General features: G+C 70.8%; 14 protein-coding genes and 1 pseudogene. 9 read left to right on the plus strand and 6 right to left on the minus strand.

What is annotated here, in order from left to right; genetic code table 11:
- The first annotated feature begins 208 nt into the window (after nucleotides 1-208).
- The 3 genes and pseudogenes from ACIOMQ_RS25895 to ACIOMQ_RS25905 all read left to right on the plus strand — a co-directional run bounded on the left by ACIOMQ_RS25895 (nucleotide 209) and on the right by ACIOMQ_RS25905 (nucleotide 4,182).
- Nucleotides 209-760: a hypothetical protein gene (locus ACIOMQ_RS25895; RefSeq protein ID WP_362199579.1), complete on the plus strand. Its 552-nt coding sequence runs from the start codon at nucleotides 209-211 to the stop codon at nucleotides 758-760.
- A gap of 546 nt (nucleotides 761-1,306) precedes the next feature.
- A pseudogene (locus tag ACIOMQ_RS25900) lies at nucleotides 1,307-2,092 on the plus strand (macrolide family glycosyltransferase); the annotation flags it as partial.
- A gap of 299 nt (nucleotides 2,093-2,391) precedes the next feature.
- Complete coding sequence (locus ACIOMQ_RS25905; RefSeq protein ID WP_401266367.1) at nucleotides 2,392-4,182, plus strand: class I adenylate-forming enzyme family protein; 1,791 nt, start codon at nucleotides 2,392-2,394, stop codon at nucleotides 4,180-4,182.
- On the opposite strand, the gene ACIOMQ_RS25910 is transcribed toward ACIOMQ_RS25905, so the two are convergent.
- Entirely contained in the window at nucleotides 4,169-5,311 is a 1,143-nt protein-coding gene (locus ACIOMQ_RS25910; protein WP_402190666.1) for a M6 family metalloprotease domain-containing protein, read from the minus strand. The genes ACIOMQ_RS25905 and ACIOMQ_RS25910 overlap by 14 nt on opposite strands.
- Here ACIOMQ_RS25910 and ACIOMQ_RS25915 point away from each other — a divergent pair.
- The 3 genes from ACIOMQ_RS25915 (at nucleotide 5,235) to ACIOMQ_RS25925 (ending at nucleotide 8,237) form a co-directional block, all read left to right on the plus strand.
- Nucleotides 5,235-5,414 (plus strand): hypothetical protein, encoded by a 180-nt coding sequence (locus ACIOMQ_RS25915; RefSeq protein ID WP_402190674.1) that lies wholly within the window; start codon nucleotides 5,235-5,237, stop codon nucleotides 5,412-5,414. The genes ACIOMQ_RS25910 and ACIOMQ_RS25915 overlap by 77 nt on opposite strands.
- 368 nt (nucleotides 5,415-5,782) lie before the next feature.
- Nucleotides 5,783-6,442, plus strand: a complete 660-nt coding sequence (locus ACIOMQ_RS25920; protein WP_362199585.1) for a TetR/AcrR family transcriptional regulator — start codon at nucleotides 5,783-5,785, stop codon at nucleotides 6,440-6,442.
- 262 nt (nucleotides 6,443-6,704) lie between these two features.
- Nucleotides 6,705-8,237, plus strand: a complete 1,533-nt coding sequence (locus ACIOMQ_RS25925) for an MFS transporter (protein ID WP_362199588.1) — start codon at nucleotides 6,705-6,707, stop codon at nucleotides 8,235-8,237.
- Between the two features lie 145 nt (nucleotides 8,238-8,382).
- On the opposite strand, the gene ACIOMQ_RS25930 is transcribed toward ACIOMQ_RS25925, so the two are convergent.
- Nucleotides 8,383-8,895 (minus strand): MarR family transcriptional regulator, encoded by a 513-nt coding sequence (locus ACIOMQ_RS25930; RefSeq protein ID WP_362199591.1) that lies wholly within the window; start codon nucleotides 8,893-8,895, stop codon nucleotides 8,383-8,385.
- 136 nt (nucleotides 8,896-9,031) lie between these two features.
- On the opposite strand from ACIOMQ_RS25930, the gene ACIOMQ_RS25935 reads away from it, so the two are divergent.
- The gene (locus tag ACIOMQ_RS25935; RefSeq protein WP_362199594.1) at nucleotides 9,032-9,817 is read left to right on the plus strand and encodes a class III extradiol ring-cleavage dioxygenase; all 786 of its coding nucleotides are present in this window, start codon (nucleotides 9,032-9,034) and stop codon (nucleotides 9,815-9,817) included.
- Between the two features lie 31 nt (nucleotides 9,818-9,848).
- Here ACIOMQ_RS25935 and ACIOMQ_RS25940 read toward each other — a convergent pair whose 3' ends face one another.
- Both ACIOMQ_RS25940 and ACIOMQ_RS25945 read right to left on the minus strand, forming a co-directional pair.
- Nucleotides 9,849-10,931: a questin oxidase family protein gene (locus ACIOMQ_RS25940; RefSeq protein ID WP_401987128.1), complete on the minus strand. Its 1,083-nt coding sequence runs from the start codon at nucleotides 10,929-10,931 to the stop codon at nucleotides 9,849-9,851.
- Between the two features lie 96 nt (nucleotides 10,932-11,027).
- Nucleotides 11,028-11,567 (minus strand): GNAT family N-acetyltransferase, encoded by a 540-nt coding sequence (locus ACIOMQ_RS25945; protein ID WP_402190578.1) that lies wholly within the window; start codon nucleotides 11,565-11,567, stop codon nucleotides 11,028-11,030.
- A 148-nt stretch (nucleotides 11,568-11,715) separates the two neighbouring features.
- Between ACIOMQ_RS25945 and ACIOMQ_RS25950 the strand changes: the two genes are divergently transcribed.
- On the plus strand, nucleotides 11,716-12,714 hold the full coding sequence (locus tag ACIOMQ_RS25950; protein ID WP_362199600.1) for a sigma-70 family RNA polymerase sigma factor: 999 nt from the start codon (nucleotides 11,716-11,718) through the stop codon (nucleotides 12,712-12,714).
- A 349-nt stretch (nucleotides 12,715-13,063) separates the two neighbouring features.
- Here ACIOMQ_RS25950 and ACIOMQ_RS25955 read toward each other — a convergent pair whose 3' ends face one another.
- The gene (locus ACIOMQ_RS25955; protein WP_362199603.1) at nucleotides 13,064-14,026 is read right to left on the minus strand and encodes a YafY family protein; all 963 of its coding nucleotides are present in this window, start codon (nucleotides 14,024-14,026) and stop codon (nucleotides 13,064-13,066) included.
- Between the two features lie 92 nt (nucleotides 14,027-14,118).
- Here ACIOMQ_RS25955 and ACIOMQ_RS25960 point away from each other — a divergent pair, with 92 nt between their 5' ends.
- A complete protein-coding gene (locus tag ACIOMQ_RS25960) occupies nucleotides 14,119-15,723 on the plus strand; it encodes an MFS transporter (RefSeq protein ID WP_401757452.1) in 1,605 nt (534 codons plus the stop codon).
- Between the two features lie 134 nt (nucleotides 15,724-15,857).
- On the opposite strand, the gene ACIOMQ_RS25965 is transcribed toward ACIOMQ_RS25960, so the two are convergent.
- Nucleotides 15,858-17,105: a serine hydrolase domain-containing protein gene (locus tag ACIOMQ_RS25965; protein ID WP_401942671.1), complete on the minus strand. Its 1,248-nt coding sequence runs from the start codon at nucleotides 17,103-17,105 to the stop codon at nucleotides 15,858-15,860.
- Nucleotides 17,106-17,182 lie beyond the last annotated feature (77 nt).

The following is a 17,182-nucleotide window of genomic DNA, read 5'->3' on the forward strand; positions in this document are numbered from 1 at the left end:
TGGCCGCATCGTCCAGTGCCTCAGTCAAGCGTCGCTTGGGAGCGGTGATTTCGGACGAGAGGCCGTCGCAGAGCTTCAGGACGCCCGCCGGCTGGCGGGGAGCCGATGTTCCCGCCTGAGGGGCCGGGGCCGCGCGTCGGTACGCCGTGGCACACTCCTCTCTTGATCGCGGGGGCGCACGACCCCCGCGACCTGGGAGGGGACGACTGTGCGCAGGACGAAGTGGGTCGCCGTGACGATAGCGGTCATTGCGCTCGGAGCCGCGGGCTGCGGCACGAGCGACGTCGGCACCGGAGGGGCCGCCGCCCCGGTGTCGGTGTCGCCCCGGCCCAAGGGCACCGGGCCGCTCACGAAGGAGGTCGTGCGCACGGACCTCGACGCCTCGGCCACGGCCGCGGGCGTTCCAGCGAACGCACCGGAATTCGCCCGTGTGTACGAGGGTGCTTCGGCCGGCTCGCCGCAATCGTGCGGCGTCGGTTTCAAGGGCTTTGGGAGCAAGGCCACCCCGGTCGACGTCGCCCGCTTTGAGGCGGTGGTGGGCGAGCTGCGCGAGCGCGACTGGCAGCAGCCCCAGGAACGGACGGAGCGCAAGGGTGTGGACGACGGGGTGATCGACGAAGCCCGGGCCGTCCTCAAGCAGCGCGGCTGGACCATGGTTGCGGAGTACCGGACCTCCGGGGAGGACGGCGGGATCACCCTGATGGCTTTCGAGGACGCGTGCATGAAGAAGAACGGCGCCGACGCGGGTCCGGTCGGCTGACCGGCCACCCTCGCGGGGGAGGCGGACTGGTGTGCTCACCGCACGAGTGCAGCCCTTGGACGGCGACTGCGACGCTGCGGCTGCGAGGTCCGGGAGGGAGTACTCGTTGGCGGGGCCCGGACCGCCAGGGTTCTGCAGAGCGATGCGGGGGGCGTACGGCGCCGTGGCCGAGGTGGTCGGGGTGCTTGGACCAGATCAGCGCTGCGGAGGCGGAGGTGGAGGTGGAGGCAAGGGTGGCGGCGTCGCTGGTGCCGTGTGTCTTGCACGGTTCCGTGCTGCCGAGACAGGCAGCGAACGTGTCCTCGCCCGGCGCGACCAGGTCGACTTGGGGGCCGTGCTGAGATTCCTTCGTCGCCTTGACGTTCTCTGTCGATTGCCCCGACGTCCACCGCGTCAGGAGTCGCTGCCGGACAGTCCAGTTCGTCGAGAGCATCGCCGGTGTTGCCCGCTCTCGCGAAGATCGGGCTTGCCCTTGGACAGCGCGTAAAGGACGGGCTCGGTCAACTCCCGCGAGTGCTCGGTGCTGCGCAGGTGCCGCGGGTTGTTGTGGCCTGGAAGGGCTACGACCAGGACGTCGCAGCCCACCTGCGGCAACTGCCGGGCGCCGACGCATACCGGGCGAGGTTCGAGCGGTGGCTCACGGAGTGCGGGGCGTCCACCAGGGACGTGGACGCCTTCTCCGGCCCTCCCGCGCGGGCCCTGGCCCTGATTCCCCGGGCGATGCAACCGCACGCCGACCGGGTCGACACCGGTGCGGTGACGTTCGTCGGCCCCTGCTTCGGCCCGAGCAGGAGCAGGAGCGCCTGGACACGTCCCGCCGATGCCGGGAACGTGCTTCTGATCTCCCTGGGCTCGGCGTTCACGCGCCAACCGGAGTTCTACCGCCAGTGCCTGGCCGCGTACGGAAACCTGCCCGGCTGGCACGTGGTCCTCCAGATCGGGAAGCACACCGACCCGCGGGAGCTCGGCGAGATCCCGCCCAACGTCGAAGTGCACTCCTGGGTGCCCCAGTTGGCGATCCTGGAACAGGCCGACGCCTTTGTCACCCACGCGGGAATGGGCGGCAGCAGCGAGGGGCTGTTCACCGGTGTCCCGATGATCGCCGTCCCGCAGGCCGCCGAACAGTTCATCAACGCCGACCGGCTCGTGGAGCTGGGCGTGGCCCGCCGCGTCGACACCGCGGAAGCCACCGCCGGGACCCTGCGGGCCGTCCTGCGCGAACTTGTCGCCGACGTGGAGGTCACCCGCCGCTCGGCGCTGCTCCGTGCCGACACGCGGGCCGAGGGGGGCACCATGCGCGCCGCCGACCTCGTCGAGGAGATGCTGGGCTGATCCCAGCCCGCCGTCGGCCGGGGTGCTGCTTCACCACCCCGGCCCGGCGGCGGGCGAACGGGCAGGCATCGACGCCGCCCCCGGTGCGTCCGGCCTCGGGCAGGCACGGGCGCCGGTCTCCCGGCGGAGCGGAACGGAGTGCCCGAGGACTCCACCCATGTCGTCGTCCATGTCGTCACCCATGTCGCCACCGATGCCGTCGTGGGGTTGCCGACGCGGGCCGGACGGTTCCCTTGACGGGGTTAGGGTGCGGGCATACCGTCGCGAATGTACTGAGCAAGCGCTTAGAGAGGTCGTTCGTGCCACACATCGACCCGATCCCCGCCGCCTCCGCCCCGGACACCAGGCCCCCGGATGCCAGGCCCCCGTCCGCCGCCGTCGTGGATGCCGCCGCCCGTGTCGAAGCCATGCTGACCGGCCCGGGAGCCCCGTTCGCCGTGGTGCGGGCGGAGGACGGGGTGCACGCGGGGTCGCTCGTGTACGCGGACGGGCCCAGGACGCTCCGTGAGTTCGTGGAGACCACCTGGGCCTTCGGGGACCGGCCGTTCCTGATCTCCGGGGAGCGCAGCTGCTCGTACGCCGAGTTCTTCGCCGCCGCGTCCGCGCTGGCGTGCCGGATGACCGGGACGTACGGGCTCCGCCGGGGCGACCGGGCCGTCGTCGCGATGCGCAACCACCCGGAGTGGCAGATCGCCTTCTGGGCCGCGCAGCTGGCCGGTCTGGTCGCCGTTCCGCTCAATGCCTGGTGGACCGAGGACGAGTTCGCGTACGCGCTGGACGACTCCGGGCCGCGGGTGCTCCTGGTGGACGGCGAGCGGCTGCCGAGGGTTGCCGGGTGGGCGGCGGAGCACGGGGCGCGCGTCGTCGTCTTCCACGCGGAGGGGGCGGTTCCGGACGGCGTCGAGCGGTACGAGGACCTGCCCGCGCCCGATCCGCTCGCCGCTCCTCCCGAGGTCGAGGTCCGGCCCGAGGACGACGCGACGATCATCTACACCTCCGGCACCACCGGCCGGCCCAAGGGCGCCGTCGCCACCCACCTCGCCCAGGTGGGGGCCGTGCTCAACCCGCGCTACCACGCGGCCGCCTCCGCGCTCGGGCGCGGGATCGTCCCGGGGCAGGGGCCCGCCCCGGTGTCGTTGCTGACATTCCCGTTCTTCCACGTCGCCGCGTTCACCGGCTTCTACGCGGCGATGGCGGCGGGCGGCACCCTCGTCCTGATGCGGAAGTGGGACGCCGAGGAGGCGCTGCGGCTGATCCGCGCGCACGGCGTCACGCACTACGCGGGTGTCCCGGCGACCGCGCTCCAGCTGCTCGACGCGGCCGAGCGGGCGGGCGACCGCCTGGAGGGCCTCCAGATGCTGAGCACCGGTGGGGCCGCCGCCCCGCCCGCCCTGGTCGCGCGGCTGACCGCCCGCCACGGCGACCGGATCGAGCCCCGCAACGGCTACGGCCTGACCGAGACCAGCGGCGGTGTCCTGGCGAACTTCGGCGCCGAATACCGGCTCCACCCGGGCAGTGCCGGCCGCCCGACGCCCGCCACCGAGGTGCGGATCGCCGGTCCGGCGGGCGAGGCGCTGCCCGAGGGCGAGGTCGGTGAGCTGTGGCTGCGCGGCCAGTCCCTGGTCCGCGGCTACTGGCGGGACGAGGCGGCGACCGCTCGGGCCTTCACCGGCGGCTGGTTCCGGACCGGCGATCTCGCGGTGGTGCGCGAGGGGCGGGTCGATGTCGTCGACCGGATCAAGGACATGGTGATCCGCGGCGGGGAGAACGTGTACTGCGTGGAGGTCGAGGCGGTCCTGCACGACCATCCGGACGTGGAGGACGCGGCGGTGCTGGGGGTGGCGCACCCGGTCCTGGGCGAGGAGGTCGCCGCGGTCGTCCGGCTGCGGGCCGGTGCCGCCGTCACGGCCGAGGAGCTGAGGGCGCACGTCGGGCGGAGCCTGGCCGCGTTCAAGGTCCCGGCCCATGTGCTCGTACGCGAGGAACCGCTGCCCCGGAACCCGACCGGGAAGATCCTCAAGCGTGAGCTGCGCGGGCCCGCCGAGGCGGAGGTGCGGCGAGCGGCCGGGGACGGGGTCAGGGGCGAGTGATCCGGACGCGGTAGTTGCCCTTGTCGTCCTTGTCGACCACGGATATGCGTATTCCGTCGGCCCGGTCGGTGAAGGTCTGGCCGGGCTGGAAGGGGGCGTCGGAGAGCTCGGCGTGCACGTTGGGCAGCCGGGTGCAGCCGCCGCTGTCCTTGGTGCTGTCCGCGACGGACACCGGCCCCTGTCCGGTGTCGACGTCCGAGCTGACCTTGTAGATCAGCACGCCGGGCCGGCAGACCGCGTGGTCGTTGCCCGCCTGTGTCCGTACCTCGACCGCGTAGCCGGACTCGTCGCTCAGCGGTACGAAGGCCAGCTTCGTCCCGCCCCGGGTGGCCAGGGGTTCGAGGACGTGCTCGCTGGTGCCGGGCCTGGCGGCGCAGCTGATCTGCTTGCTGTCCAGCCAGCCGAGCTTCCACTTGTGCCAGCCCAGCAGGTCGTTGTTGGCCCCCCAGTCCTCGGACATGATGTCCCAGTGCCCGACCGCGCCGCCGCCCTCCATGGTGTAGAGGTCGGGAAGGCCGAAGACATGGCCGTTCTCGTGCGGCAGGACGCGGTACCCGGTCTGTTTGAGCGATCCCGAGCCGTCGTCCTGGCGGCTGTAGATGAAGGACGTGTTGGCGAGCGGTACGCCGTCCGCGTGCAGTGCGTCGGCGTTGCCGGAGAAGGTCACGGACAGGACGGTGTCCAGGGCGGAGGGGCCGGCGTTCGGTGTGACCAGGATGTTGACCAGGTCGTACTTGCTGAAGTCCACTTTCGGGTCGGCGGCCGTGACGATGTCCTGGACGAGGTGGTGGTAGCCCGGCTCGTACATCGATCCGCGCTCTATCCCGTACCCCGAGAACGGCAGTGGCATCCGCAGCCAGGACTTCACGGGGGCGTCGGGGACGTAGGTGAGCCGTCCGTACGAGGCGGTCCGGAACCAGTTGACGGTCTGCGGGAAGAATTCGTCGTACCGGTCCATCGCCGGTTCGGTGCCCGGTGCGTCCGGGAAGTCGACCATCAGGTTGAGGGCATGGATCCTGCCGGTGGAGCGGGCGTAGCCCTTCGGAGTCGGCATGCCTTCCGACATCTGTACGCCCATGGCCGTGGGTATCCGGCACGGGGCTATCCCCGCCGGCCGGGTGGTGGCCACCGGGCCGGCCGAGGCCCGGCCGACCGTCGGAAGGGTGCTGCTGGCCGACGCCATGGAGGCGATGACCAGGACTGTTGCCGAAGTGAGCGCGATCGGGTGGTGATGCTTGCGTATCCGGTGGCGGGGCATCTGCATATAGGCGCCTCGGGGTCCGCGGCAGTCGGCCGGCCCTGACTGCGCTCTGCGGATCAGCCTGTGACGGGTGGTGCGGCACCGCTCGTTGAGTGCGCCGATCGGTTGGTTTTTCCGTCTCGGAGATGTGGTTCAGGTCACATTGTGGTGGGAAATAACCGGGGATCCTTTCCCCGTTTGAACCTGTGTCCCCGCGAACCGGGGAGGTGTTCCCCGGTTACGGAAGGGGGGCGCCGTGGAGAACGAAGAGCGTCGCAGTGGAGAAGACCGTTGCGACGTCGCAGCGGAGAAGAGCGTTGCGAGGAGGGCCGGAAGGCCCGGAAGGCAGGGAGAGCCGTCGTGGAAGCCGTCACCCGCACCGCCACCGGAGCGGCGCAGCCCCGGACGACCCGTCCGCGGGCCGACGCGCTGCGCAACCGGGAGCGGATCGTGACGGCGGCGCGTGAGATGTTCGTCGAGTTCGGGCCGGATGTGCCGCTCGACGAGGTCGCCCGCCGCGCCGGCGTCGGCAATGCCACGCTCTACCGGAACTTTCCCGACCGGGCCGCGCTGACCCACGAGGTCGTGCTCGCGGTCACCTCCCGTACCACCGACCGTGCGGAGGAGGCGACGGCCGAGGAGGCCGATCCCTTCGCCGCGCTCAGCCGCTTCGTGCACGCGGCGGCCGACGAACGGATCGGCGCGCTGTGCCCGATGCTGTCCGGCGGTTTCGACAAGGACCACCCCGAACTGCTCGCCGAGCGCCGACGCCTCGAAGAGGCCGTCGAAGGGCTCGTGTCGCGCGCCATGTCCGCGGGGCGCCTGCGCACCGACATCGCCGTCGGTGACGTACTGGTCGCCCTCTCCCAGCTCACCCGGCCGCTGCCCGGTATCGGATGTCTGGACATCGACCGGTTCACCCACCGCCACCTCCAGCTGTTCCTGGACGGACTGGAGGCTCCGGCCCGGTCCCGACTGCCCGGAACGGCGGCGACCTTGGAGGATCTGCGCCGGCCGTGACGCCCGCACCGGGCCCCTGAGCCGGGGCCCGGTGGCGCGCCCGCCCCGCCCCGACCACGTCTTTTCTCTCACCTCCCCTCACCACTCGTCCTGTCGTCGACTTTCCTCACCACTTGTCCTGTCGCCGACTTCCCGCCTGTTCACCGACGGCCGCTTTCCTCGACCGTCCCTGCCCGACTGCCCGACTGCCCGACCGCCCGTTCGCCGACCTCTCGGTTCATGACTTTCGCGCGCCCGCGTGCGCCCTTAGGTGGATACCTCCATGTCAAAAACAGCCGACATCCGACTCCCGGACCCCAGCCGCTGGAAAGCGCTGGCGTTCATCGCCCTCGCGCAGCTGATGGTCGTGCTCGATGCCACGATCGTGAACATCGCGCTGCCGCACGCCCAGACGGCCCTGGGCATTTCCGACGCCAACAAGCAGTGGGTCATCACGGCCTACGCCCTCGCCTTCGGCGGGCTGCTGCTCTTCGGAGGCCGGATAGCCGACCTCTGGGGCCGCAAGCGGACCTTCGTTGTCGGCCTGATCGGTTTCGCGCTGGCCTCCGCGCTCGGGGGCGCGGCGCAGAACCAGGGCATGCTGTTCGGCTCCCGTGCGCTCCAGGGCGTCTTCGGCGCACTGCTCGCCCCGGCGGCCCTGTCGCTGCTCGCCGTGATGTTCACCGATGCCAGGGAGCGCGCCAAGGCGTTCGGCATCTACGGTGCGATCGCCGGTGGCGGCGGCGCGGTCGGCCTGATCCTCGGCGGCTTCCTGACCCAGGCGCTGAACTGGCGCTGGACCTTCTTCGTCAACATTCCGTTCGCGGTCGTCGCGGCCCTGGGCGCGTACTTCGTGATCCGTGAGCCGGCCGGCAGCCGCAACCGCTCGTCGCTCGACATCCCGGGCGTCGTCCTGTCCGCGCTGGGTCTGGTCTCGCTGGTGTACGGATTCACCCGCGCCGAGTCCGCCGGCTGGTCGGACGCGCTGACCATCGGCATGTTCATCGCCTCCGGTGTGCTGCTCCTGGCGTTCGTCGTGACCGAGTCGCGGGTCGCGTCGCCGCTGCTGCCGCTGCGCGTCCTGCTGGACCGCAACCGCGGTGGCGTCTACCTCTCGCTGGGGCTGGCCGTCATCGCGATGTTCGGTCTGTTCCTCTTCCTGACGTACTACCTGCAGGTCGTGAGGGGCTACTCGCCGATCAGGACGGGATTCGCCTTCCTGCCGATGATCGCGGGCATGATCACCGGGTCGACGCAGATCGGTGCCCGGCTGATGACCCGGGTCCCGGCGCGCAAGCTCATGGGCCCCGGCTTCCTGACCGCCGCCGTCGGCATGCTGCTGCTGACGCAGCTGGAGATCGGTTCCTCCTACACCACCCTCATCCTGCCCGCGCAGCTCCTGCTCGGTCTGGGCATGGGCACGGCGTTCATGCCGGCCATGTCGCTGGCCACGCACGGGGTCGAGCCGAGGGACTCGGGTGTCGCGTCCGCGATGGTCAACACCTCGCAGCAGGTGGGCGGCGCGATCGGTACGGCGCTGCTGAACACCATCGCCGCCTCGGCCGCGACGGCGTACGCCACCTCGCACGCCGCGCTCGGCGCCACCGATCCCGAGCTGCTGAAGCTCCAGTCGATGGTGCACGGCTTCACCGGTGCCATCTGGTGGGCCGTCGGCATCCTGGTGGTGGCCTCCGCGATCGCGGTGACCTTCATCAACGCCGGGCGCCCCTCGGCGACCGCGGTGTCCGGAGCCTCCGCCTCGGGTGACGCCGACGGCGTCGAGGACGAGTTCAAGGTCCCGGTCGTCGCCCACTGACGTCGTCGTGCGACGTGAGGGGTGAAGGAAACATGGCTCTGCCCCGGTTCCGCTCGGTGGAACCGGGGCAGAGCCATGTCCGGTGCGTGCCAGGTGCGTGCTCGGTGCGTGCCAGATGTGTGCTCGGCGGGCCTCTGCCGCGCGGTCAGCGCAGCCAGGGCAGATCCGCGTCCGTGCCCTCCGGCTGGAGCCCGGTGGCGACGACCTGCATGATCTCGCCCAGCGAGCGCACCTGCTCGGGCGTGAGCCGGTCGAACATCGCCTGGCGTACGGCGCTGACATGGCCCGGTGCGGACCGGTGCAGCATCTCGTAGCCCTCGTCGGTGAGGACCGCGTTCTGCCCGCGCTTGTCGGACGGGCAGTCTTCGCGGCGCACCCAGCCGCTCTTCTCCAGCCGCGCGACGGCGTGCGAGAGCCGGGAGCGGGTGATCTTGGCATCCTTGGCCAGCTCGGTCATCCGCTTCCGGCGGCGGGGTGCCTGGGAGAGCTGGACGAGCAGTCCGTAATAGATGTGCGGCATGCCGGCATCGCGCTGCAGCTGACGGTCGAGATGGTCCTCCATGAGCGTGGTGGCGTGGAGGTACGCACGCCAGACGCTCTGCTCTTCGTCGGAGAGCCAGCGGGGCTCGCCGGGGGATGCCGTGGTCATGTACTCCACTGTACGACCTTTTCTTGAAAGTTTAACTAGATAGAGCTAAGGTCTCCGGAGGTAGGAACTTGAAGATTAAAGAATCCTTCCTTCTCAAAGACACCAGTAGAAGACTTACCTCGATCAGCAGCGGATGGGGAGTGCCATGACTGTCACCGCGGAGCGCATGCCCGCCCTCTACCTCTCCCACGGCGCACCGCCACTGGCCGACGACCCGGTCTGGCCCGGCGAACTGGCCGCCTGGTCCGCCGGGCTGCCCCGGCCCCGGGCGATCCTGATGGTCTCCGCGCACTGGGAGGAGGCCCCGCTCGCCCTCGGCGCCACGGAGACCGTCCCGCTCGTTCACGACTTCTGGGGTTTCCCCGAGCACTACTACCAGGTGCGGTACGCGGCCCCGGGCGCCCCGGCGCTGGCGGACAACGTCCGCAAGCTGCTGCGCGGCGCCGGGACCCCGGTCCAGGACATCCCGGACCGGGGGCTCGACCACGGGGCGTACGTCCCGCTGGTGGAGATGTTCCCGGACGCCGACATCCCCGTACTCCAGATCTCCCTGCCGACGCTGGACCCGCGGCGGCTGATGGACATCGGGCGCAAGCTCGCGCCGCTGCGCGACGAGGGCGTCCTGATCGTCGGCAGCGGCTTCTTCACCCACAACCTGGCCGCCCTGCGGCACGTGGGCGGCGGCACCCCCGGCTGGTCGGCGGAGTTCGACGACTGGGGGAACCGGGCGCTCCGGGCGCAGGACATCGACGCGCTGCTGGACTTCGAGCACAAGTCCCCGGCCGGCCGGCTGGCCCACCCGCGCACCGAGCACTTCGCGCCGCTCTTCGTGACGCTCGGCGCCGCGGAGGACGAGCTGGACCGGGGCCGCAGCGTCATCGACGGGTTCTGGATGGGACTTGCCAAGCGGTCGGTGCAGTTCGGCGACTGATGGCGGGTCCGTCAGTGGGGCGGCGGGGCCGTCACAGGGCCGGTGGGTTCAGCTCGATCGAGCGGAGCGCGGCGGCGAGGGCCGTGGCGTCGCCGACGTCCAGCGCGGTGTCGGTGAACTTGATCGTGTGATCGTCGCCGTGCGCCGCCGCCCGCGCGAAGAGCTCCTCGGCGGACGCGTGCGCCGGCGCGTACGGGGCCGGCTCGGCCGGGCCGTACGCCGCGGTGACCGCGGCACTCGCCGCCCAGGCGGCCCCCAGGCTCGGCGCCCACAGCGCACGGGGGAGTGCGGGCAACGTGCGCAGCACGGCATTGGGCGCGGTCGCGGCGTGCACCAGCATGATCGGTTCGCCGTGCCCGTGCGTGGCGTAGCGGTGGGTCGCGGCGCGCACCAGTTCCGCCAGCCGGGCCCGCGCCTCGTCCGGGTCGCCGGTGAACCGCTGCGGCCACACCGGGAACGCGCTGAGCTGCGCCAGCCGGTCCCGGATGCCGCCGCTCTGCTCGGGCACCGGCGGGACGGCGTCCAGCGCGGCCGCGGCGCTCGGCGCCGGCGGCAGCGGGGCCGGCTCGGGCAGCGGCTGGTGGCGGGCGGCCCAGTAGCCGAGGCCGTGGGCGAGCTCGGTGATCCGGGGTGCGCTCGCCTCACCGGCGAGCAGGGTGCGTACGGAGTGGCCGACCCGGATCACCGGGTGGGTGGCGCCCGCCGCGATACCGGGCAGCAGCCGCGGCCACCACTCGGCCAGGACGTCCCGCCACGGGCGCTCGGCCGTCTCCCGCTCGAAGTGCAGCGTCCAGTCCGCGATCCGGCGCGGGTCGCCCAGGGCCTCGCGCCAGTTCTCCGCCGTCACCCGGGACGAGGTGTCCGGCATGTCCTCCAGCTTGTGGCTGTAGTGGTCGAGCCATCGGTGGACTGCCGGTGCCTGACCGTGCCGGACCAGCGCCTCGACGGCCATCGGGCCGTGATTGCTCAGCCAGCCGTTCCGTTCGGGACCCGCCGTGTGGAGGCGCTCCAGCGCCTCGTCGAGCGTGCCCGTGATGTCGAGGGTGCCCGTGGTGTCGTGGGCGGTCGTGTTGTCGTCGGCCGTCGCGTCGTCACTGCCCGCCGCGTCGTCCATGCGGTCGTTCCTGCGCTCGCTCATACGGAAGCACGCTAGGCGCGGCGCCCATGGTGCGTAACGGGCCGCGGACCCAGGCCGGGTTCGGTCCGGGCCCTAGGGCCGCGGTCCCAGCGGCTTCTCGTACCAGGCCACGTCCCAGTACGTGCCGAACTTCCGGCCCACTTCGGCGTACGTACCGACATGGCGGAAACCGAAGCGCTCGTGCAGCCGGGTCGAGGCGTCGTTGGGCTGGGTGATGCCCGCGTACGCGCGATGCACGTCCTCGCCGGCCAGTGCCTCGAACAGGGACGAGTACAGGAGCGTGCCGATGCCGCGTCCGACGGCCCACGGGGCGCAGTACACGCTCACCTCGACCGAGGTCGCGTACGCCGCCTTCGGGCGGAAAGCGCTGCTGGTCGCGTACCCCAGGACCGAGGCGGGGCCGACAATGCGGACATCCTGAGCAACCAGGAGGCGGTGCGGGCCGTCTTCAGGGTGGGAACGAAGCCACGGCAGGCGCCGTTCAGGTGTAAAGGGGGCCGTATCGAATGTGAGCGCGGTCTCACGCACGTAATGGTTGTAGATGTCCGTGAGTGCCACCAAATCATCTTCGATGCCCGGCCTGACCTGCGCTTCTGTCCGGATGTTCGGCATACGCACCCCCCTCGCGGCGGCACAGGGTACTGCATGATCGCGAAAATGAATGCCAGGCATGGGAATTCTGTCCGGATTCCAGTCGTTGTTTCCATCGGATGCAGGGCACCCGAGAGGGTGTCGCGACCTACTCAGCAAGGGAGCACGCATGGCAACCCGTGCCGTCGCCCGTCGTTCGTCCGCCACCGGTGGGACCAACCGGGCAAGCAGTGTTCGCGCCTCGGGCGGAGAGATCGCCGATCGCGACCTGGTCGGCATGTACCTGGACGAGATCGCGCGTACGCCGCTGCTCGATGCCGCGAAGGAGGTCGAGCTGTCGCAAACCGTCGAGGCGGGTGTGTACGCGCGCCAGATACTCGACGGCGCGGTGGAGAGCGAAGCCGGTGGAGCGACGCGCGAGGAGCTGGAGGCGCTGGTCGCCGAGGGCGAGCGCGCCAAGGACATATTCATCCGTTCCAACCTCCGGCTCGTCGTTGCCGTCGCACGCCGCTATCCGCGGGCCGGGCTGCCCCTGCTCGACCTGATCCAGGAGGGCAACGCGGGCCTGGTGCGCGCGGTCGAGAAGTTCGACTACGCCAAGGGCTTCAAGTTCTCCACGTATGCGACGTGGTGGATCCGTCAGGCCATCACACGTTCCATAGCCGACCAGTCCCGTACGATCCGGCTCCCCGTCCACCTGGTGGAGGAGCTCGGCCGGATCCGCCGGGTGCAGCGCGAATTCAACCGTGAGCACGGCCGTGAGCCGGAGCACACGGAGATAGCCGCCGAGCTGGACTCCACGCCCGAGCGCGTCGGTGACGTGCTGGACTGGGCCCGTGACCCGGTCAGTCTCAACATGTCCGTCGACGACGAGGGCGAGACGCAGTTCGGCGATCTGCTGGAGGACACCTCCGCGGTGTCGCCCGAGCAGTCGGTGATGACGCTGCTGCGCAGCGAGGAGCTGGAGGACCTGATCGGCAAGCTCGACAACCGCACCGCATCGATCATCCGCATGCGGTACGGCATCGAGGACGGCCGTGAGCGGACCCTCACCGAGGTGGGCAAGCAGCACGGTCTGACCCGTGAGCGGATCCGCCAGATCGAGAAGCACGCGCTGCTCGAACTGAAGCGAATGGCCCACGACACGGGTTTTGACGCTGCGGCGTGAGCCCTGGTCCAGTAACCTCCGAAATAGGTCGCTTCGTGTGACCCCCTGAGCTGAGTCCCGGCGCCCACCCCCCCTGGCGCCGGGGCTCATTCTTTTCTGCTGCCTGCGCGCCGACCGCATGCTCTTTGCTGCTCGTGCGCCGGCCGTATTTCTCTTTGGCGCTCGTGCGCCGCCCGCATGCCCCGCCGCCCGCATGCCCCGTCGCCCGCATGCCCCGCCGCCCGCATGCCCCGTCGGCCGCATGCCCCGTCGGCCGCACGCCCCGTCGGCCGCACGCCCCTTGGTGCTCGTGCGCCTTTTGCCGCTCGCGCGTCGGTCGCCGCCCCACCCCTGTGCGGGCGGCGGTGTGTCAGCGTGCTGTGGCGCGCGTCAGCCGGGCGCCCAGATCGCTCAGGTACTCCGCCAGCTGCGGCGGCTCGTGCGCGGTGAACTCGCAGTCCACCAGTGCCAGCCGGAGCGCCACCCACTCCAGCGAGTCCGACAGCACCGCCCGCAGCCGGCAGCTGTTCTCACCGGTCGGCTCCAGCGGGCCGAACACGGCCGGCAGCCGTGCGGCGACGAAGTCCGCCGGGGCGGCGAAGCTCACCTCCACCGCCAGTTCCGGCTGCCGACGCGTGATGGAGCCGGCGAGGAACTCCGCCGCGTCCCCCGAGGGCAGCTCGCGCGGTGTGAACCGGGCCCCGGTCGCGAACGGCTCGCTGACCCGGTCGACCCGGAACGTCCGCCAGTCCTCCCGCCCCAGGTCGTAGGCGACGAGATACCAGCGCCACCCCGTGCTCACCAGCCGGTACGGCTCGGCCTCCCGCCTCGTCTCGGCGCCGTCGCCCGCACGGTAGGCGAACCGCAGCCGCTCGCGGCCGGTGACCGCCGACGCCATCACCGTCAGCGTGTGCGGATCGATCGTCGAGCCGTCGCCACGGGTCAGCGGCACGGTCGCGTTCTGCAGGGTCGAGACCCGGTGCCGCAACCGCGAAGGCAGCACCTGCTCCAGCTTCGCCAGAGCCCGTACGGACGCCTCGTCGACCCCCTCGATGGCATGCCCGGCGCCCGCCCGCAGGCCGACCGCGATGGCCACCGCCTCCTCGTCGTCGAGGAGCAGCGGCGGCATGGCGGTACCCGCGACGAGGCGGTATCCGCCCACCGAGCCGCGCGAGGCCTCGACCGGGTAGCCGAGCTCGCGGAGCCGGTCGATGTCGCGACGGATGGTGCGTGGGCTGACGTCGAGCCGCTCGGCGAGTTCGCTGCCCGGCCACTCGCGGGGCGTCTGGAGGAGCGACAGGAGATTCAGCAGTCGTGCCGGCGTGTCCGTCATGGGCCCATCCTCGTGTCCGGGTGTCGGTCGTCTCACCAGGCTGCCCAGCCATTGGGTCATGTTCTGACCTATTGACTGTTTAACTTCTTCATATGCCTTCTTCCGCATCTCTGCCGTCCACGGCGTCCGGGCCCGCGGTGTCCTCGGACCCGTCGGACCGGCGACGCTGGTTCGCGCTCGCCATCGTGATGACCGCGGCCTTCATGGACCTGGTCGACGTCACGATCGTCAACATCGCCATCCCGAGCATCCGGCAGGACACCGGTGCCTCGTTCAGCTCGATCCAGTGGATCACCGCCGGATACGCCCTGGCCTTCGCGGCCGGGCTGATCACCGGCGGCCGACTGGGCGACATCTACGGCCGCAAGCGGCTGTTCCTCATCGGCATCGGGGGCTTCACGCTCGCCTCCGCGCTCTGCGGTTTCGCCGCCAACCCGGAGATGCTGGTCGCCTCCCGCATCCTCCAGGGCGGCACCGCCGCGCTGATGGTCCCGCAGGTGCTGTCGATCGTGCACGCCACCTTCCCGGCGCACGAGCGCGGCAAGGTCTTCGGCCTCTTCGGCGCGATCGTCGGCCTCGGGGCCGTCTCGGGACCGCTGCTGGGCGCGCTGCTCACCGAGTGGAACATCGCCGGTCTCGAATGGCGGCCGATCTTCCTGATCAACCTGCCGGTCGGCATCGCCGGCCTGATCCTGGGACGGAAGTTCATCACCGAGTCCAAGGCCCCGAAGGCGCTCCGACTCGACCTGATTGGTGTCGCCCTGGTGACCCTGGGGCTGCTGATGCTGATCTACCCGCTGACCCGTGGACGCGAGCTGGGCTGGCCGCTCTGGGGCTACGCGTCGATGATCGGCAGCCTGCTGGTGTTCCTGGTCCTGGTGGTGTTCGAGCGGGAGAAGGCGCGCAAGGACGGTTCGCCCCTGGTCGAGCTGTCGCTGTTCCGGGTCAAGAGCTTCGCGGCGGGCATAGCCGTGCAGCTGACCTTCGGCATCGGGCTCGGCATCTTCTTCCTGGTCTGGACGCTCTACATGCAGATGGGGCTCGGCTGGAGCGCGCTGAGGGCCGGCACGACCGGTGTCCCGTTCTCGGTAGCCGTCTCGTTCGCCGCGGGGATCTCCGTACAGAAGCTGGTGCCCCGCTTCGGCCGCAAGGTCCTCCAGGCGGGCGCGCTGCTGATGATCGTCGGCCTGCTGGTCTACATCTGGGAGTCCGACCGGTACGGCATGGGCATCACGTCCTGGCAGATGGCGCTGCCGCTGGTCGTCATGGGCATCGGGATGGGCCTGATCGTGGCCCCGCTGACGGACGCGGTGCTGTCCGAGGTGCCGAAGGAGCACTCCGGTTCGGCCTCCGGGCTGATCAACACCGTGCAGCAGATGGGCAATGCGCTCGGGCTCGGACTGGTCTCGGTCGTCTTCTTCGGCTCGATCGGGGACCGGCTGGCGCCGCAGCAGGTGGGCCCGGCGTTCGCGGAGGCGTTCCAGCACTCGCTGTGGTGGGTGGCCGGGGTGCTCGCGTTGATCTTCCTGGTGATGTTCGCGCTGCCGGCCCGGCCCCGGCAGCACGTGGAGGGCGGCGGAGACGACGTGGACACCACGGCCGGGGCCGCGGGTGAGGGTTCTCCGGCCGCCGTGGACAGGTCTGCGCACGCCGTGGACGAGCCCGAGCCCGGCAAGGAGCCCGCCCTCACTCCCTGATGCCTCTTGCCTCGATGCGGAGAAGAGCGGCGGCGCCCGTGGCTCTGCCGAGCAGCGCAGCTGTGACGTCACGTGTCGACGAGTCTGGAAGGCGCCCCGACCACGGAACCCACGGGCGGGTGATGTCGACGGGTTCAGGAGGCGCCGACGGGTTCAGGAGGCGCCGGGGTTCTTGTCAGAGCAGCATCGAGGCGCTCCTGGTGAAGGGTGCTGGGGCTCCCGGCGCACAGTGCGTGGTCGATCAGGGCTCCGGCCGCGTTCTCCTGCTCCAGGATGTGCTCCGGGGTGTCGCCGCGTGCCTCGGACATGGAGACCACGGCGCTTCGCCTGCCGTCGCCGGTGACGCCGTTGAGGGTGATGTAGCCGCCGTCCCCGCCCTCGTGGCTCCAGTAGGTTCCTCCGCAGCTCAGGGGGCGTTCGACCAGGCCGAGCCCGTATCGGCCACCGGGCCACAGCTGTTGGACCTCCGCGTTCACGGGGACGGTCTGCTTCATCTCGGCCAGTTGTCGCCCCGGTAGCAGGCGGCCCGCGAGCAGCGCGCGGAGGAAGCCGTTCTCATCCCGCGTGGTCGTGACCCACGAAAGGTTCTCGTGATCCACCGGTACCTGGTGGGTGACGTCCACCACGGAACCGGGGCCGAAGAGCTGGTAGGCCTTGGCGTGCGGCCGGGGCAGGGCGGGTGAGGTGCCGGCCCACCGGGTCTGGTCGAGGCCGAGCGGGCGCAGGATGCGGTCTTCGATCTCCTGGTGGGCGGGTTGGCCGGTGGCCTTCTGGATGATCATGTCGAGCAGGACGTAGCCGGTGTTGGAGTACTCCCAGCCCTCGCCGGGCGGGAAGTCCGGCGCGTGGGCCATGGCGCGGGCAACCAGCTGTTCGGGGCCGTACACGTCGTGGCGCTGCTGGTAGTACTCCTCCGGCGTGGTGTATCCGGGCAGGTCGTCGTGGATGCCGCTGGTGTGCTGGAGCAATTGGCGGATGGTGATCCGGCTGCCGTCGTTGCCGTCGCCCCGCACCACTCCCGGGAGCCAGTGGTCGACCGTGTTGTCCAGGGACAGCCTGCCCTCGGCCTCCAGTTGGAGGACCACGGTGGCGACCAGCGTCTTGGACGTGCTGGCCATGCGGAAGTAGCCATGGGAAGGGACCGGGCGGCCGGTGTCCAGGTCGGCGGTGCCGCTGGTGGCGACCGACTGCCGACCGTCAGGCGCGATCATGCGGGCCTGCACACCGCTGACGCCGAGGGCGTGGATCGCCTCGGTGTCCTGGCGTAACTGCTCCACGGGGGAGGGGCCGGCGGGATGGGCCAGGGCGGGGGCCACCTCCGTGGCGAGCAGCGTAGCGACAACGAGCGCCATGGCGAGGTGCCTTCGCAGAGTCGAAGTCATGGCTGAACGCTAGTTTCGCCCCCCACGGGCTGCGATCCGGCAAACCCCAGGATCGGAATGGGGGACAGCCCCCCAGC

Source organism: Streptomyces sp. NPDC087845 (assembly GCF_044742755.1).
Lineage (GTDB): Bacteria > Actinomycetota > Actinomycetes > Streptomycetales > Streptomycetaceae > Streptomyces.